At 51.7% G+C, this 16,558-nt stretch carries 14 protein-coding genes; 8 read left to right on the top strand and 6 right to left on the bottom strand.

All coding sequences use genetic code 11. The annotated features are described in order from the left end of the window. Positions 1–126 precede the first annotated feature (126 nt). Positions 127–2,169, bottom strand: coding sequence for an oligopeptidase A (prlC, locus tag G8S19_RS01045; protein ID WP_199969594.1), 2,043 nt, complete (start codon positions 2,167–2,169; stop codon positions 127–129). Positions 2,170–2,377: 208 nt separating this feature from the next. Between prlC and G8S19_RS01040 the strand changes: the two genes are divergently transcribed. Further along, positions 2,378–3,220 carry a 23S rRNA (adenine(2030)-N(6))-methyltransferase RlmJ gene (locus G8S19_RS01040; RefSeq protein ID WP_003023347.1) on the top strand — a complete coding sequence of 281 codons (843 nt, stop codon included), beginning with the start codon at positions 2,378–2,380 and terminating at the stop codon, positions 3,218–3,220. A 104-nt stretch (positions 3,221–3,324) separates the two neighbouring features. Further along, the gene (gene gorA, locus G8S19_RS01035) at positions 3,325–4,677 is read left to right on the top strand and encodes a glutathione-disulfide reductase (protein WP_253685955.1); all 1,353 of its coding nucleotides are present in this window, start codon (positions 3,325–3,327) and stop codon (positions 4,675–4,677) included. A gap of 66 nt (positions 4,678–4,743) precedes the next feature. Here gorA and dinQ read toward each other — a convergent pair whose 3' ends face one another. Continuing rightward, entirely contained in the window at positions 4,744–4,827 is an 84-nt protein-coding gene (gene dinQ / locus G8S19_RS01030) for a damage-inducible type I toxin DinQ (RefSeq protein ID WP_003837776.1), read from the bottom strand. A 27-nt stretch (positions 4,828–4,854) separates the two neighbouring features. Between dinQ and G8S19_RS22420 the strand changes: the two genes are divergently transcribed. Beyond that, entirely contained in the window at positions 4,855–4,986 is a 132-nt protein-coding gene (locus tag G8S19_RS22420) for a hypothetical protein (RefSeq protein ID WP_005122496.1), read from the top strand. Between the two features lie 223 nt (positions 4,987–5,209). Here the strand turns inward: G8S19_RS22420 and G8S19_RS01025 are convergent, their stop codons facing one another. Continuing rightward, entirely contained in the window at positions 5,210–6,604 is a 1,395-nt protein-coding gene (locus tag G8S19_RS01025; RefSeq protein ID WP_061066775.1) for a cytochrome-c peroxidase, read from the bottom strand. A gap of 427 nt (positions 6,605–7,031) precedes the next feature. Between G8S19_RS01025 and G8S19_RS01020 the strand changes: the two genes are divergently transcribed. Continuing rightward, entirely contained in the window at positions 7,032–8,681 is a 1,650-nt protein-coding gene (locus G8S19_RS01020; RefSeq protein ID WP_199946224.1) for an alpha,alpha-trehalase, read from the top strand. A gap of 38 nt (positions 8,682–8,719) precedes the next feature. On the opposite strand, the gene G8S19_RS01015 is transcribed toward G8S19_RS01020, so the two are convergent. Next, positions 8,720–10,309 (bottom strand): STY4199 family HEPN domain-containing protein, encoded by a 1,590-nt coding sequence (locus G8S19_RS01015; RefSeq protein WP_101742795.1) that lies wholly within the window; start codon positions 10,307–10,309, stop codon positions 8,720–8,722. Between the two features lie 412 nt (positions 10,310–10,721). On the opposite strand from G8S19_RS01015, the gene G8S19_RS01010 reads away from it, so the two are divergent. Next, complete coding sequence (locus G8S19_RS01010) at positions 10,722–11,072, top strand: glycoside hydrolase family protein (RefSeq protein WP_048213804.1); 351 nt, start codon at positions 10,722–10,724, stop codon at positions 11,070–11,072. A gap of 18 nt (positions 11,073–11,090) precedes the next feature. Here G8S19_RS01010 and G8S19_RS01005 read toward each other — a convergent pair whose 3' ends face one another. Together G8S19_RS01005 and G8S19_RS01000 are read right to left on the bottom strand one after the other, a co-directional pair. Then, positions 11,091–11,693, bottom strand: coding sequence for a response regulator transcription factor (locus G8S19_RS01005; protein WP_061066778.1), 603 nt, complete (start codon positions 11,691–11,693; stop codon positions 11,091–11,093). A 366-nt stretch (positions 11,694–12,059) separates the two neighbouring features. Continuing rightward, complete coding sequence (locus G8S19_RS01000) at positions 12,060–12,818, bottom strand: SDR family NAD(P)-dependent oxidoreductase (protein ID WP_115642712.1); 759 nt, start codon at positions 12,816–12,818, stop codon at positions 12,060–12,062. A gap of 119 nt (positions 12,819–12,937) precedes the next feature. On the opposite strand from G8S19_RS01000, the gene G8S19_RS00995 reads away from it, so the two are divergent. The 3 genes from G8S19_RS00995 (at position 12,938) to G8S19_RS00985 (ending at position 16,529) form a co-directional block, all read left to right on the top strand. Beyond that, positions 12,938–13,837 carry a LysR family transcriptional regulator gene (locus G8S19_RS00995; protein ID WP_061068776.1) on the top strand — a complete coding sequence of 300 codons (900 nt, stop codon included), beginning with the start codon at positions 12,938–12,940 and terminating at the stop codon, positions 13,835–13,837. A gap of 70 nt (positions 13,838–13,907) precedes the next feature. After that, entirely contained in the window at positions 13,908–14,906 is a 999-nt protein-coding gene (gene yhjD / locus G8S19_RS00990; protein WP_061066779.1) for an inner membrane protein YhjD, read from the top strand. Positions 14,907–15,206: 300 nt separating this feature from the next. After that, positions 15,207–16,529 carry an MFS transporter gene (locus tag G8S19_RS00985; RefSeq protein WP_253685953.1) on the top strand — a complete coding sequence of 441 codons (1,323 nt, stop codon included), beginning with the start codon at positions 15,207–15,209 and terminating at the stop codon, positions 16,527–16,529. Positions 16,530–16,558: the final 29 nt, after the last annotated feature.

Here is a 16,558-nt window from a genome sequence, read left to right as displayed (position 1 = left end):
TACCCTAAATAATTCGAGTTGCATCAAGACAACAAGTGAAGGAATCCCTGGGAACGTACAAATAGTACGTGACCAGGGTGAGTGAGCGCAGTTGCCGAAGAGGCAGCTTGAAGTATGACGGGTAAATCAGCCTTTAATCCCGTAATGCTCAAGCATCGCATCCAGCTGTGGTTCACGGCCACGGAAGCGTTTGAACAGCGCCATAGGCTCTTCAGAACCGCCACGGGTGAGGATGTTATCGAGGAACGACTGTCCGGTTTCGCGGTTGAAAATCCCTTCATCTTCAAAGCGAGAGAAGGCATCTGCCGCCAGCACGTCGGCCCACAGATAGCTGTAGTAACCCGCCGCGTAGCCCCCTGCAAAAATATGGCTGAAGGCATGCGGGAAGCGGCCCCACGCTGGGCCCGGCACCACGGCGACCTGTTTCTTGATTTCCGCCAGCGTCTCAAGGACTTTCGCCCCCTGCTGTGGGTTAAACTCCGCGTGCAGGCGGAAGTCGAACAGACCGAACTCCAGTTGACGCAGAATAAACAGCGCCGCCTGGTAGTTTTTCGCTGCCAGCATTTTATCCAGCAATTCTTTCGGCAGCGGTTCACCGGTCTCAAAGTGACCGGAGATAAACGCCAGCGCTTGTGGCTCCCAGCACCAGTTCTCCATAAACTGGCTCGGCAGTTCGACCGCATCCCATGGCACACCGTTAATACCGGAAACGCCCGCGGTTTCGATACGGGTCAGCATATGATGCAGACCGTGGCCGAACTCGTGGAACAGGGTGATCACTTCATCGTGGGTAAACAGCGCAGGTTTGCCGTTCACCGGACGGTTAAAGTTACAGGTCAGGTAGGCGACCGGTTTTTGCAACGTGCCGTCACTTTTACGCATCTGGCCGACGCAGTCGTCCATCCACGCCCCGCCGCGTTTATGTTCACGGGCGTAGAGATCGAGGTAGAAGCTGCCGCGCAGCGCGTTATTTTCGTCATACAGCTCGAAGAAACGAACTTCCGGATGCCAGACGTCAACATCGGTGCGCTCTTTGGCGGTAATGCCGTAAATACGTTTAACCACTTCAAACAGACCGTTAACGGCTTTGTTTTCCGGGAAATATGGGCGCAGCTGCTCGTCGCTGATGCTGTAGAGGTGCTGTTTTTGTTTCTCGCTGTAGTAGGCGATATCCCACGGCTGCAGCTCATCAACACCAAATTCCGCTTTCGCGAAGGCGCGCAGCTGAGCCAGCTCTTTCTCCCCCTGCGGACGGGCGCGTTTCGCCAGATCGGTCAGGAAGTCGAGGACCTGCTGCGGGTTTTCCGCCATTTTGGTGGCCAGAGATTTAAAGGCGTAGCTTTCAAAGCCCAGCAGCTGTGCCAGTTCGTGGCGCAGCGCGAGGATCTCTTCCATTATCGGGCTGTTGTCCCATTTGCCCGCATTCGGCCCCTGGTCAGACGCGCGCGTGGAGTAAGCGCGATACATCTCTTCACGCAGCCCCTGGTTGTCACAGTAGGTCATCACCGGCAGGTAGCTTGGGATATCCAGCGTTAACAGATAGCCTTCCTGCTCTTTGGCTTGCGCCTGAGCCTTCGCCGCAGCCAGCGCGCTTTCCGGCATACCAGCCAGCTCGGCTTCATCGGTGACTAACTTCGTCCAGCCCATCGTGGCATCAAGGACGTTATTGCTGTACAAGTTGCCGAGCTCAGACAGACGCGTGGCGATTTCACCATAGCGCTGCTGTTTTTCCTTCGGCAGACCAATACCAGAAAGCTCAAAATCGCGCAGCGCGTTATCGACCGCTTTTTTCTGTGCGGTGTTCAGGGTGGCGTAATGATCGCCATCACGCAGGTCGCGGTACGCTTTGTACAGGCCTTCATGTTGTCCAACCCAGGTGCTGTATTCAGACAGCAGTGGCAGCGTTTGTTCGTAGGCTTCGCGCAGTTCCGGGCTGTTTTTCACCGAGTTCAGATGGCTGACCGGAGAGAAAATACGCCCCAGTACGTCGTCAACTTCCGCCAGAGGCTGGCAGAGATTTTCCCAGGTGTACGGCGCGCCCTGCGCAACCACGCGTTCAACGTTTTCGCGGCAATCGTTCAGCGCCTTAGTGACGGCAGGCACAACGTGCTCAGGCTGAATTTTAGAAAACGGCGGCAGTTCGAAGGGAGTCAGCAATGGATTGGTCATTAGCGCGGTCCTGTTGAAAAGAGTGAATGAAGCGCGTATCCGGCGCTGTGCATATTAATTTGTACAATGGGGTTAAGTGTAGAGGATTTCAATGCTAACCGTGACGGAAAGACGCCCGGTGGTGCTGCGCTTACCGGGCCTACGGGTAATCTGTGCCGATCTGCTGTAAACTGTGGCAAATCGTCATTTCAGCGGAATTTCATTACCCATGCTCAGTTATCGCCACAGTTATCACGCAGGCAACCACGCCGACGTCCTGAAACACACCGTCCAGAGCCTGATCATCGAGTCGCTCAAAGAGAAAGAAAAACCGTTTCTCTATCTGGATACCCATGCTGGCGCTGGCCGTTATCAGCTGAGCAGTGAGCATGCCGAACGTACCGGTGAATATCTGGAAGGGATCGCCCGTATCTGGCAGCAGGACGATTTGCCAGCCGAACTGGAACCCTACATTGGCGTGGTGCAGCACTTCAACCGCAGCGGTCAGTTGCGCTACTACCCGGGCTCTCCGCTGATTGCCCGCCAGTTGTTGCGTGAGCAGGACAGCCTGCAGTTAACTGAACTGCACCCGAGCGACTTTCCTCTGCTGCGCGGCGAATTCCAGAAAGATGAGCGCGCGCGCGTGGCCAAAGCCGATGGTTATCAGCAACTGAAAGCAAAATTGCCACCGGTTTCACGTCGTGGGCTGATCCTTATCGATCCACCCTACGAAATCAAAAGCGACTATCAGGCGGTGGTCACCGGTATTAACGAAGGCTACAAGCGTTTCGCGACCGGCACCTATGCGCTGTGGTATCCGGTGGTTCTGCGCCAACAAATCAAGCGCATGATCCACGATCTCGAAGACACCGGCATCCGCAAAATTCTGCAAATTGAACTGGCGGTGCGCCCGGACAGCGATCAGCGCGGTATGACAGCGTCTGGCATGATTGTGATTAACCCGCCGTGGAAGCTGGAGCAGCAGATGAACAACGTTCTGCCGTGGTTGCATAGCAAACTGGTTCCGGCAGGAACCGGTCATACCTCGGTAAGCTGGATCGTGCCGGAGTAATCGCAGCCATCGGTGGAACCTTTTAATATCAGGTATACAATCGCGAATATTTTGGCGGATGGCGTAACGCTTCTCCGCCCTACAATGAACATGAAGGAGCGGTCATGACCAAGCACTATGATTACATCGCTATTGGCGGCGGCAGCGGCGGTATTGCCTCCATTAACCGTGCAGCAATGTACGGCCAGAAATGCGCACTGATTGAAGCCAAAGAGTTAGGCGGCACCTGCGTTAACGTGGGCTGCGTACCAAAGAAAGTGATGTGGCATGCCGCCCAGGTTCGCGAAGCGATCCACATGTTCGGGCCGGATTACGGTTTCGACACCACCATCAATAAGTTCGACTGGGATAAACTGATCGCCACGCGTACCGCTTATATCGATCGTATTCATACCTCGTATGACAATGTGCTGGGCAAAAATAATGTCGATGTGATTAAAGGTTTTGCCCGCTTTGTGGATGCCAAAACCATTGAAGTGAACGGTGAAACTATTACTGCCGATCATATTTTGATTGCTACCGGCGGTCGCCCGAGCCATCCGAACATTCCGGGTGTGGAATACGGGATCGACTCCGATGGCTTCTTTGAGCTGCCCGCGCTGCCGAAGCGCGTTGCGGTCGTCGGCGCAGGTTACATCGCCGTTGAGCTGGCAGGCGTGATTAACGGCCTGGGTGCCCAAACGCATCTGTTCGTGCGTAAACACGCGCCGCTACGCAGCTTCGACCCGATGATCGTCGACACGCTGGTCGAGGTGATGAACGCCGAAGGCCCGACTCTGCATACTCACGCGATTCCGAAAGCGGTCGTTAAAAACGCTGACGGCAGCCTGACCCTGCAACTGGAAGATGGTCGTAGCGAAACGGTAGATTGCCTGATTTGGGCAATTGGTCGTGAACCAGCCACCGATAACTTCAACCTGGCAGTTACTGGCGTAAAAACCAACGAAAAAGGCTACATCGTCGTTGATAAATATCAGAACACCAGCGTGCCGGGTATTTATGCCGTCGGCGATAATACCGGCGCCGTTGAGCTGACGCCGGTTGCCGTTGCCGCGGGCCGTCGCCTGTCCGAGCGTCTGTTTAACAACAAACCGGACGAACATCTGGACTACAGCAACATCCCGACCGTGGTCTTCAGCCATCCGCCAATTGGCACCGTGGGCCTGACCGAGCAGCAGGCTCGTGAACAGCACGGCGATGACCAGGTGAAAGTGTATAAATCATCATTTACCGCGATGTATACCGCTGTCACTTCACATCGTCAGCCGTGCCGCATGAAGCTGGTTTGCGTCGGTCCGGAAGAGAAGATTGTCGGTATTCACGGTATTGGTTTTGGAATGGATGAAATGCTGCAAGGCTTCGCGGTCGCACTGAAAATGGGCGCAACCAAGAAAGACTTCGATAACACCGTCGCGATTCACCCGACGGCGGCAGAAGAATTCGTTACCATGCGTTAATTGCACTTCATGAGTGTTAAAGGGCAAAGAGGGGTTAGCTCTTTGCCCTTAGTTACGTTTCCGCTATCAGTTCAAAAGTTGCAGCAGATAGCGGATCAGCTCCAGCAACGCGATTAACGCTCCCAGAACGATGATTGCTTTATCAATCACCCGTTTTCTCCATCAGATGGAGTGAGAATGCACCCGCTTACTCATCCATTGCCTGTCACGGGGCATGCTCCATTGTTAGATGATAACTATCTCACCCCGGCCAGAGCATCGGCCAACGGCACCACCCGTTTCGCCGATCAGGACTTAGAAAGCGTTTAGCGCGCGTCCGGAAGGGATAAGTTACAGAGCTAACTGGATAAGTATACAGTTCTTTTAATCGTAACTGCCAGCGCATTCTTGCAATAGTACCGTTAAGGTAATAGGATTGAAGCGTTAGATGATAACTATCTCACTTCGGCCAGAGCCACCAACTCGGGCTGAAGCGTAAAAAAACCGACGTGAAGTCGGTTTTTTTACGTCCGAATCAGGACCAGGGCAAAGTCTATTTACCCTGCATATACGGCGTATACACCCCGTTCAGACTCTCAAGGAACGCCACGATATCGTCAATATCTTCCTGCGGCAGTTCTTTACCCACCTGATAACGCAGCATCAGTTTTACCGCACCATCAAGTGTTGGCACATCACCGCGATGGAAATAAGGTGCAGTCAGCGCAACATTACGCAAGCCAGGGACTTTTTGACGCAGCTTGTCACGTAATTCATTAGTGACGTTCATGCGGCCAATATCTGCGGCAGTGACCTCGCCGAAATTAAAGTCCTTTTTCAAACCCAATGGCTCAAATGAGCGTCCGCCTAAAATAATACCGCCATGACAGGTCGCGCACTTATTATCTTTAAACAACTGATAGCCATGTTTCTGCTGGGCAGTTAACGCCGCTTCATCGCCGCGTAGCCATTTATCAAACGGCGAATTTGGCGTAATTAACGTTTTCTCAAACTCAGCAATCGCATCGGTAATATTATCTCCGCTGAATCCCTGCGGATAAACCGCGATAAACTCTTGTTTGAGTTGCGGATCCTTATCCAGTTTCTGAATAATTTCATCCCAGGATTTAGACGCCATCTCGATAGGGTTCAACGGCGGGCCGCCTGCCTGCGCCTGCAATGTTGGTGCTCGACCATCCCAGAATTGTTCCACGTTGAAGACCGAGTTAAATACCGTCGGCGCATTGATAGGGCCAACCGCGCCGCCTACGCCGATTGACGTTTTGCGACCATCCACGCCGCCCGCGTTCAGGGCGTGGCAGTGCGCGCAAGAAATCGTGCTGTCACCGGAAATACGCGGGTCGTGGTAAAGCGTAAAGCCCAGCGCCACTTTGCGGGCATCGGTCGGGATATTTTCCGGTATCGGCTGCACAGGCTCATTACGATGCTGCGCGGCGGTATCGTTACTGGCGTAATACTGCTCGCGCTGTTTCGCAATCCAGCCCAGGATCTCTGCTCGCTCCGTATCGCTTACCTTGCCAGCCCAGTGCAGCGCGGTATAACGCGTTGGCGGCATGGTGTCGTACTGCATCACCCATTCAATTTTATTCAGATCGCTTTGCGAAACGGGTTTATCCGCGACCAGTGCCGCACGCACGGCTTCAAGATTGAAGGATTTATATCCCAGTTGAATATCGTAATTCATCAACTGCTTAGCGACAGGAAAAGAAGAATAGAAAGGTAATTCAGCTGAAGGCGTGTGACAATAATCGCATCCTTTTTCGCGTAAAAACCCTAGTACTTTATTATTTTCTTCCAGCGTAGAGGCCTGAACATCTGCCTGTTTACTCCGTTGATTATCGTGATACCACACATAACCGGATAATCCAAAATAACAAATCACGACGCCAGCTATGGCTATCGCGGTAAGACGGGTAATGATTTTCATTATTTTACCCTCACCGTTGTGAGTTATTGTGACCCAGAAAAATTAGAATAATGAGTGCATAGTCTTTATCAGACTTAACCATCATAGAAAGTAGGGGATTTATTATTTTGATAAGTATCAAGCAATTAGATGGGGGATAACTATCGATAGAATAGCCTGTGCCTATTACGAAGATAAGCCGTTACCGGGTTCTGTTCACACCTCGTTGCAATCGAATGTTCTGAAAATGAAATATCTTCAGGTCACACAGAATTATGAATTCCTCATTATATTCATTGGGATAGTCTTATTTTCTAAATAATATGCAGCACTAAAATGTGATCAACCGCACGCTTTACTCACCAGACACCGAAGCGAATGTCTACGCTTAACTGACGACCGGGCAATAGCCTTAATCTTTCAACGTCCATCGGAGGTCTTTCTCATTATGCTCAACCAGAAACTACCCCACGCCCCTTCAGAAGAAATGACGATCGATATCGATCTGCTTTATGAAATGGATCCGTGCGAGTTAAAGCTGGATGAAATGATTGAGGCAGAGCCAGAGCCGGAGATGATTGCAGGGTTACCCGCGTCAGATGCGTTAACCCCCGCCGATCGTTACCTCGAGCTGTTTGAACACGTCCAGTCATCCAAACTATTTGCTGATAGCAAAACCTTCCCTGATTGTGCGCCCAAAATGGACCCACTGGACATTTTGATCCGCTATCGCAAAGTTAAACGCCACCGCGACTTTGATCTGCGACGCTTTGTCGAGAACCATTTCTGGCTACCGGAAACGCCCTCCAGTGAATATGTGTCCGATCCGGCAAGCTCGCTGAAAGAGCATATCGATCAACTGTGGCCTGTGCTGACGCGCGAGCCGCAGGATCATATTCCCTGGTCTTCGCTGCTGGCGTTACCGCAGTCATATATTGTGCCCGGTGGACGTTTTAGCGAAACCTACTACTGGGATTCCTACTTTACCATGCTGGGTCTGGCAGAGAGCGGCCGCGAAGATCTGCTGAAGTGTATGGCGGATAACTTTGCCTGGATGATTGAAAACTATGGTCACATCCCCAACGGTAACCGTACCTACTACCTGAGCCGTTCGCAGCCACCGGTCTTTGCGCTGATGGTGGAACTGTTTGAAGAGGATGGCGTGCGCGGCGCGCGTCGCTACCTTGAACATCTAAAAATGGAATACGCATTCTGGATGGATGGCGCCGATTCCCTGGTGCTCAACCAGGCCTACCGTCACGTGATCAGAATGTCGGACGGCTCTCTGCTCAACCGCTATTGGGACGATCGTGATACGCCGCGTGATGAATCATGGCTTGAAGACGTCGAGACCGCCAAGCATTCAGGTCGCCCGCCCAATGAGGTGTATCGGGATTTGCGCGCGGGCGCGGCCTCCGGCTGGGATTATTCCTCGCGCTGGCTACGCGATGCAGGCCGCCTTGCCAGCATACGCACCACTCAGTTCATCCCGATTGATCTGAACGCCTTCCTCTACAAGCTGGAAAGCACCATCGCCAATATTTCCGCGCTGAAAGGCGACAAAGAAACGGAAGCGCAGTTTCGCCAGAAAGCCAGTGACCGCCGCGATGCGGTGAACCGCTATCTGTGGGACGATGAAAACGGCTGCTATCGCGATTACGACTGGCGGCGCGAACAAATGGCCCTTTTCTCTGCTGCCAGTATTGTGCCGCTGTATGTCGGTATGGCAACACATGAACAAGCCGACCGACTCGCCAACACGGTACGCAGCCGCTTACTCACGCCAGGCGGGATTTTAGCAACCGAGTATGAAACCGGCGAGCAGTGGGATAAACCCAACGGCTGGGCACCGCTGCAGTGGATGGCGATTCAGGGGTTTAAACTGTATGGCGATGACCATCTCGGTGATGAAATTGCCCGTAACTGGCTGAAAACAGTTAATGTTTTTTATCATGAACACCACAAGCTAATTGAAAAGTACCATATCGCTGACGGCACGCCGCGCGAAGGCGGCGGCGGGGAATATCCGCTGCAGGACGGATTTGGCTGGACGAATGGCGTGGTGCGCCGATTAATCGGTTTGTACGGTGAACCGTAAATGTCTGACGGCCTGATGCCACGAAATGCATCGGGCCGTTAGTTAATGGCATCGTACAGCGCGGTGTGGATTTTCTGCCATTTTTTGTTCTCTGCATTTGGATCTGCGCGCACACGCAGTTGGGCCTGTTCCATATCATACTGCTGACGAGCAACGACCTCCGGTGTCGAGCAGAAACTTTGTAGGTAGCTTTTATGCAGTGACGTCAGTGATGCGCCATTCGACATGGCATGACTGAGCGTAGTCATAAACTGCTGGCAGGGTTTAGCCTCATCCATCTGTGAGGGATACCGCAGCAGCAGCTTCAGAACTGCGGTGTTCCCCGCGGAAAATGCCTGCTCCGTCCACGCCAGCTTCCAGTCCATACCTCCTTGCAGGAACAGCGACGTGACGCGGGTATCGTTGCGATCGATAGCCGCCCGCATATTAAAGGTATCCCATGTAATGCCCATCCGGGTCACCGATTCTCGCGCAGAAGGTGCATCACGCCGCGGCTCTTCCTGCACTATCTCAACAGTTTGCCCTGAAGATGCTTGCGGTGCAGGTGCATTGAATAGCCAGAAAGCGCCCAGCGAGATCGCCAGAACCATAACACCGACAGCCACCCACAACATGCCGGAAATCAGCTGTTCGCGCTCTTCGGCCGTACGCTGCGCTCGCTTCTCAGGAGGATCGATACTGTCAGCAATTTCCTTTTTATCGCCTCCAGCCTGCTCGTCTTTTTGCCTTGCCGTTTCCCAGAATTGACGAACCGTCGACTCATCAGATTCCAGATACGATGCAGGATTGATACGCGTTCGGCGCTCTTCAAACGCTCGCTGCACAGAATGCGTAATTTGTTGGTACTGGTAATTTAACAGCATCAGCTGTACTGACGTCAGCGGTTGCTGAGCAATGACAGCGTTTCGCGCCTGTCGGCAATCATCCAGAAACATTCGCAGCGTTAAGCGCGGTTCGACAAACAGCATCAACACTGACGTATCATTAAAAATCTGCGTAAAGTGGCGAACAAATAGTTTCTTATCGACCACCATCAACGCCAGTTCGCTAAACAGCATGCCGTCCAGCGCATCACGTCCTTCGCCCAGCTTTAACCAGCGACGCAAGCGTTCGGCACCAAAGTGCTGCTTCAGAAAACTGTTTAGCGGATGCTGATCTGGCCATACCCGTGCGACGAGGGCTTTGAGCGTTAACTCTATTGCGCGAAGCTGACGCTGCGCCCGCATCTGCGCATCCTGCCCCCCGATGTCGATATCGGTTTGATAGTTCAGGAGCGGCTGTTGCTGGCGTAATTGCTCCAGTGCTGCTACAAAACGCAGCGCGGAAATCAGCTGGTTTTCACTGACATCCTGACCGCTTTCATACTGAGGCACACTCTGTTGAAGATGGCGTAAACGCAACGTGAACTGGCTGAGTTGCGCATCATTCATCTGCAAGCGTCTGGCGACAGCCCCCCAACCGCCCAGATTCAGTCGGGCCTGATCGAGTTGCTCCAGAAACCAACGCGGATCTTTGCCCTCTGCCACATGTACGCCTAACAGCAGCAAAATTTCCACCGACGCCTGACGGATGATCCCCAAACAGTGTTCAAATGGCGCACATGTCGCCTGTAACGCGCTATTGGTCATTATCTTCCCTAAAAGAGCCCAGAAAGGTGCGGCCTCACGATGTATTTCGTTATCTTTTTATAAACGTGGCACAGCGCAGAATTGTGCCGCTGTAGACTAGAACACATTCATATAACAAATAAATGCGTTTTGCAGTGACAACGGCAAAATCATTGAAATTTATTCTGGAGATAAATCCGTGTCGGTGTTGAAAACAGCGCGACTGCCCCTCAATGACGGAGGGTGACTGGTTATGCCTGGCGATACGCAATAGCATATCGGGAAAAGTGCCTGAGATGACAGGATGTTTAGCCGGTTAAAACGTGAATGCCGCCCCTTAAGTCGTAAGGCGTTTATGGCCAAAAATGGCCATATGGCAACTACGTCTGCTGATAATTATCTTTATACTGTTTTTCTTTTAAGAGAAATCATTATGCCGCATTGCGCCGCTCATTTTACCTCCGCCGGTATTGCATTTATCAAGCAATGGCAGGGCCTGTCGCTGGAAAAGTATCAGGATAAAAATGGTGTATGGGTCATTGGCTACGGGCATGAAATTACACCCGATGAAACCTTTATTGCCCCCATTTCAATGGCGCAGGCAGAATCCCTGCTGCTCACAGATCTGGATATCTGCCAAGCATTAATACGCACAAATAAACCTCAGCTTAACGACCCGTTTCAACAAGAAGTCTTTATTGCGTGGATGCTAAGTGTTGGGATAACGCGCTTTTGTCACGCAGAAAGGTGGCCGGTTAATATTTCACAGCCAGATAGCGTCTGACCGTGAAATAAATATCAATTATAGAAATTCATTTAACATCATTGCTGCCTGAGTACGGTTTTTAACTTCCAGGCGCTGATAAAGTGACTCAAGGTGGGCTTTTACCGTTCCGGTACTGATATTTAACAGCCGACCAATTTGTTTATTTGACTCACCAGCCGCCAGCATGGTCAGGATCTCCCGCTGGCGGGCGCTTAATGTTTTTATATTTTGCCGACTGCTATCGTTTGTCGCTAAGTGATCCCTGGGAAGAAACATCATGCCCATCGCAACGCTGTTAAGCGCCAGAGTAAAGGTTTCTGCATCAGAGTCACGCGGCACAATGGCCAGCACGTTTAATTGCGTCACATCCTGCAGCCATTTCTTACTGCAATCAGTGGCAGAGATCAGCACCTTCACCGTTGAAAAAGAGTGTGCAATCTGTTGCAGCAAGCTGCAGCAAAACTCACCGTCGAGATCACCGTCCAGCATGAGCAGCGCATCTGGGGTATTTTCCAGTTTTTGCCAAAGGTCATCTGCCTGACTGACACCCTGAACATTCACTCCTGGAATTCGTTGCTGCAAACTTATATTCATTCCATGAATAAATATTGACTGCCTGTCAAACATTATTACCTGCATTATTAACTCTCCGTCTAAAAAATAGTAGTCTTGAGACGCGAAAGGGTATTCTTCACGAGGAAAAATAATAACTCACCATTTGGCAGGGGTCATTCTACCGATAAGCGAAGAATAAAAAAGCAAGAGTTATGAATAGTTACAGCTCAAGAAAAAGGATTACACAAAGCGGGCAGAACAGGATAGATTTCTGAGACATTCCTCATTTATCGAGGGTCAGAATTCCTTATTAATATTAATTTTCAGAGAATACATTTTTAGCTAAAAATAAGATATCCTGAAAAAATAATAAATATGTTACAAATTACAATATAGCATTAAGTGCTCATTCAACAGCTACCGCAGCCTATTGAATAAGCACGTTGCACGTTACAGGAACATCCCGCCAGATACCTCAATACGCTGTGCAGTCATCCAGGCGAGTTCATCGCTGAGCAACGCGGCGATGGCATCACCGATATCATCCGGTAACCCGACGCGTCCCAGCGCCGTTTGCGAGGCAATATATGCATTCAGTTGCGCGTTATCACGCACGTTCCCACCGCCGAAATCAGTTTCAATCGCGCCCGGCGCAATAATATTTGCCGTAATACCGCGTTCCCCCAACTCTTTAGCCTGATACCGGGTAAGCACTTCCATCGCCCCTTTCATGGCGGCATAGGCGCTGTAGCCCGGTAGAGCAAAACGCGCCAGGCCGGTCGAGACATTGAGGATCCTTCCCCCCTTGTTCATCAGCGGAAGAAGACTCTGCGTCAGGAAAAATGGCCCCTTAAACTGGATGCTCAGCAATTGGTCAAATTGCGCTTCGGTGAATGCAGAGTACGGCGCAGTAATGCCGATTCCGGCGTTGTTCAATAAATAATCAAACCCTTCGCTTTGCCACTGTGCCTTTAAGGTGTGGTTCATCTGTTCAACGAAGGATGGGAAAGTTGAAATATCCCCGACATTTAACGGTAATGCCGCTGCTTTTCCACCAGATTGCCGAATTTCATCCACAACCTGCTGCGCCTCTTTTTCATTGCTGTTCCACGTCAGGACGATACCTATTCCTTTGTTCGCCAGCTTAAGTGCCGCGTTTTTACCGAGCCCACGACCGCCACCGGTCACTAATGCGATACGTTGCGTCATAAGAAACCTCATTTCAGATGTTGTGATGATTGAGACAAAGCTTATTAGGTGGTAGAAGAACAATAAATATCGCTAATTGCGCATTACTGTTTCATTCAGAACAACAATAGGGCATGGGAATGGATAAAATTCACGCAATGCAGTTGTTCATCCGCGTCGCAGAACTGGAGAGTTTTTCGCGTGCGGCAGACACCCTTGGACTTCCTAAAGGTAGCGTATCGCGCCAAATCCAGGCCCTGGAAAATCATCTGGGTACGCAGCTTCTGCACCGCACTACCCGCCGCGTTCAGCTCACACAAGACGGCATGATCTATTACGAACGTGCAAAAGATCTGTTGAGCAATCTGGATGAACTGGATGGGTTGTTCCATCACGATCCAGCCAGTATCAGCGGTAAGCTACGCGTCGATATGCCGGTTGGCGTGGCGAGAAATCTGGTCATGCCCCGCCTGCCCGTCTTTTTGCATCAGTATCCAGGGCTGGAGCTTGAACTCAGCAGCAGTGACCGCCTGGTAGACTTAATTCGTGAGGGTTTCGACTGCGTCGTACGCGTTGGCACACTGAAAGATTCGGGGCTGATTGCCCGACCGCTGGGGAAACTCACGCAGATTAACTGTGCCAGTCCACAGTATCTGGCCCGCTTTGGTTATCCGGAAAGCCTGGAGGATTTGGCCTCACATGCCGTGGTGCATTATTCGGTCAATTTGGGAACACGCGCACAGGGCTTCGAGGTGGCTACAGACAATGGGACTGCATGGGTAAAAACGGGCGGCATGCTGACCGTGAACAGCACAGAAACCTATCATGCGGCATGTCTTGCCGGGCTGGGCATTATTCAGGTACCACGCGTCGGGGTGCGTGAAGCCCTTCGCGCCGGTACTCTGGTTGAAGTGTTACCGCAATATCGGGCCGAACCCATGCCCGTTTCTTTGCTCTATCCACATCGCCGGAACCTTTCCCGCCGGGTACATCTGTTCATGGAATGGTTGACCGGTGTGATGAAAGACTATGTGGATTAGCCCATTTTTCGGGAAGTGGGTCTGAGCGGCTATAATGTCATGAGTAAACAAAATAAGGACTACCGATCGGATGACGCAGGAACACCACGCAAAGCACCCTACGCCTGAACAACAGCAAACCGCCACAACGCCGGTGAAAAACGCCACAGCGAACCAGGCGTTGAAAACTGCCCTGACCTTCGCTGAAAAAATTCAACGTCAACCTGTTATCGCCCACCTGATCCGCGCAGCAGAGCGTTTTAATGACCGAATGGGAAATCAGTTTGGCGCAGCCATCACGTATTTCTCGTTCCTGTCGATGATCCCTATCCTGATGGTGTCGTTTGCGGCGGCCGGTTTTATTCTCGCCTCACACCCCACGTTATTACAGGATATCTTCAGCAAAATATTGCTCAACGTTAGCGATCCGACGCTGGCCTCGACGCTGAAAAACACCATCAATACTGCCGTTCAGCAACGTACCACCGTGGGTCTGGTGGGGCTTGGCATCGCCCTCTACTCTGGTATTAACTGGATGGGAAACCTGCGCGAAGCGATTCGTGCACAGTCGCGGGACCTCTGGGAACGCACACCGCAGGATCAGGAAAAAATATGGGTTAAATACCTGCGTGATTTTGTCTCATTGATTGGATTGCTGATTGCGCTGATCGTTACGCTGTCGATTACCTCCATTGCCGGTTCTGCCCAGCAAATGATCATCTCGGCACTGTATCTCGACGGTATTGAGTGGCTGAAACCCGCGTGGCGATTGATTGGTCTGGCGATCTCCATTTTCGCCAACTATTTGCTGTTCTTCTGGATTTTCTGGCGGCTACCGCGTCACCGACCGCGTAAGAAGGCGCTGATTCGCGGAACATTTATTGCGGCTATTGGCTTTGAGGTGATTAAGATCGTCATGACCTACACGCTGCCATCGTTGGTAAAATCCCCCTCCGGCGCGGCGTTTGGTTCGGTGCTTGGGCTGATGGCATTCTTTTACTTCTTCGCGCGTTTGACCCTGTTCTGCGCCGCCTGGATTGCCACAGCGGAATACAAAGACGACCCGCGTATGCCGGGGAAAACGCAATAGCCACCGCCGGATTAGTTGTGAATTGCCGGATAAGCGCAGCGCCATCCGGCAATTATAATGCCGCCTGCTCTCACCGATTTAGTGAATAAATCCAGAACGTAACTTTTATTTAACCAAAAACCAGTTTTATCAACTAAGTTTTAAATTGTGCGAAGCATTTCATGGAAGTGAAATCTCAAGCCTAAAAACTATCCCCTTTTTGCTCCATTTTTGACCGATCTCAAAGTTTGTTACAGATTGAAATGTCTCTTTTGCTGTGCGTAATATGGCCTTTCGTTCGACCCAAAATAAGAAAATATTATGCAAGCAACCGCCACAACATTCGATAACGAACAAGAACACGCCCCGGTCAATTCGCGCAATAAAGTCGTCGTCGCTTCGCTCATCGGCACTGCCATTGAGTTCTTCGACTTCTATATTTACGCGACCGCGGCGGTGATCGTGTTCCCCCACATCTTCTTCCCGCAGGGTGACCCCACGGCGGCCACACTACAGTCGCTGGCTACCTTTGCTATCGCCTTCGTGGCCCGCCCGATCGGCTCCGCCGTATTCGGCCATTTCGGCGATCGTGTTGGACGTAAAGTCACGTTGGTTGCTTCACTGCTCACCATGGGGATTTCAACGGTTGTGATTGGCCTACTGCCGGGCTATGAAACAATCGGCATTTTCGCCCCCTTGCTGCTGGCGCTGGCGCGTTTTGGTCAGGGTTTAGGTCTGGGCGGTGAATGGGGCGGCGCGGCGTTGCTGGCAACGGAAAACGCACCACCGCGTAAACGCGCGCTGTACGGTTCATTCCCGCAGTTGGGTGCGCCTATCGGTTTCTTCTTCGCTAACGGCACGTTCCTGTTGCTCTCCTGGCTGTTGACCGACGAACAGTTTATGAGCTGGGGCTGGCGCGTGCCGTTTATCTTCTCTGCCGTACTGGTCATTATCGGTCTCTACGTCCGTGTTTCTCTCCACGAATCGCCGGTATTTGCCAAAGTCGCCGCAGCGAAAAAACAGGTGAAAATCCCGCTGGGTACTCTGCTGACAAAACATGTTCGTGTGACGATCCTTGGCACATTCATCATGCTGGCGACCTATACACTGTTTTATATCATGACCGTCTATTCGATGACGTTCAGCACTGCCGCAGCCCCCGTAGGGCTTGGCCTGCCGCGTAATGAAGTGTTGTGGATGCTGATGATGGCGGTTATTGGCTTTGGCGTTATGGTACCAGTGGCTGGCCTGCTGGCCGATGCGTTTGGTCGTCGCAAGAGCATGCTCATCATCACCACGCTTATCATTCTGTTTGCGCTTTTTGCCTTTAAACCGCTGCTCGGTTCTGGCAATCCGGTGTTGGTGTTCGCTTTCCTGTTGCTTGGCCTGAGCCTGATGGGTCTGACATTCGGCCCGATGGGGGCACTGCTGCCGGAGTTGTTCCCGACTGAAGTGCGCTATACGGGCGCATCATTCTCGTATAACGTCTCGTCGATTCTCGGTGCCTCTGTTGCCCCTTATATTGCCGCATGGCTGCAGGGGAACTACGGTCTGGCGGCGGTCGGTACGTATCTGGCATCGATGGCGGCTTTAACGCTGATTGCGCTGCTGTTAACCCATGAGACACGGCATCAATCGCTGTAATTTGATTGCCTGATGGCGCTATGCTTATC

This window comes from Citrobacter sp. SX206 (genome assembly GCF_024181025.1).
GTDB classification, from domain to species: Bacteria; Pseudomonadota; Gammaproteobacteria; order Enterobacterales; family Enterobacteriaceae; genus Citrobacter; species Citrobacter youngae.
This window is presented reverse-complemented; position numbering and strand designations above follow the sequence as displayed.

What these genes read in the sequence shown, in the direction of transcription:
- prlC (WP_199969594.1), bottom strand. Translation starts at nt 2,169, where the DNA reads ATGACCAATCCATTGCTGACTCCCTTCGAACTGCCGCCGTTTTCTAAA.
- G8S19_RS01040 (WP_003023347.1), top strand. Translation starts at nt 2,378, where the DNA reads ATGCTCAGTTATCGCCACAGTTATCACGCAGGCAACCACGCCGACGTC.
- gorA (WP_253685955.1), top strand. Translation starts at nt 3,325, where the DNA reads ATGACCAAGCACTATGATTACATCGCTATTGGCGGCGGCAGCGGCGGT.
- G8S19_RS22420 (WP_005122496.1), top strand. Translation starts at nt 4,855, where the DNA reads ATGCACCCGCTTACTCATCCATTGCCTGTCACGGGGCATGCTCCATTG.
- G8S19_RS01025 (WP_061066775.1), bottom strand. Translation starts at nt 6,604, where the DNA reads ATGAAAATCATTACCCGTCTTACCGCGATAGCCATAGCTGGCGTCGTG.
- G8S19_RS01020 (WP_199946224.1), top strand. Translation starts at nt 7,032, where the DNA reads ATGCTCAACCAGAAACTACCCCACGCCCCTTCAGAAGAAATGACGATC.
- G8S19_RS01015 (WP_101742795.1), bottom strand. Translation starts at nt 10,309, where the DNA reads ATGACCAATAGCGCGTTACAGGCGACATGTGCGCCATTTGAACACTGT.
- G8S19_RS01010 (WP_048213804.1), top strand. Translation starts at nt 10,722, where the DNA reads ATGCCGCATTGCGCCGCTCATTTTACCTCCGCCGGTATTGCATTTATC.
- G8S19_RS01005 (WP_061066778.1), bottom strand. Translation starts at nt 11,693, where the DNA reads ATGCAGGTAATAATGTTTGACAGGCAGTCAATATTTATTCATGGAATG.
- G8S19_RS01000 (WP_115642712.1), bottom strand. Translation starts at nt 12,818, where the DNA reads ATGACGCAACGTATCGCATTAGTGACCGGTGGCGGTCGTGGGCTCGGT.
- G8S19_RS00995 (WP_061068776.1), top strand. Translation starts at nt 12,938, where the DNA reads ATGGATAAAATTCACGCAATGCAGTTGTTCATCCGCGTCGCAGAACTG.
- yhjD (WP_061066779.1), top strand. Translation starts at nt 13,908, where the DNA reads ATGACGCAGGAACACCACGCAAAGCACCCTACGCCTGAACAACAGCAA.
- G8S19_RS00985 (WP_253685953.1), top strand. Translation starts at nt 15,207, where the DNA reads ATGCAAGCAACCGCCACAACATTCGATAACGAACAAGAACACGCCCCG.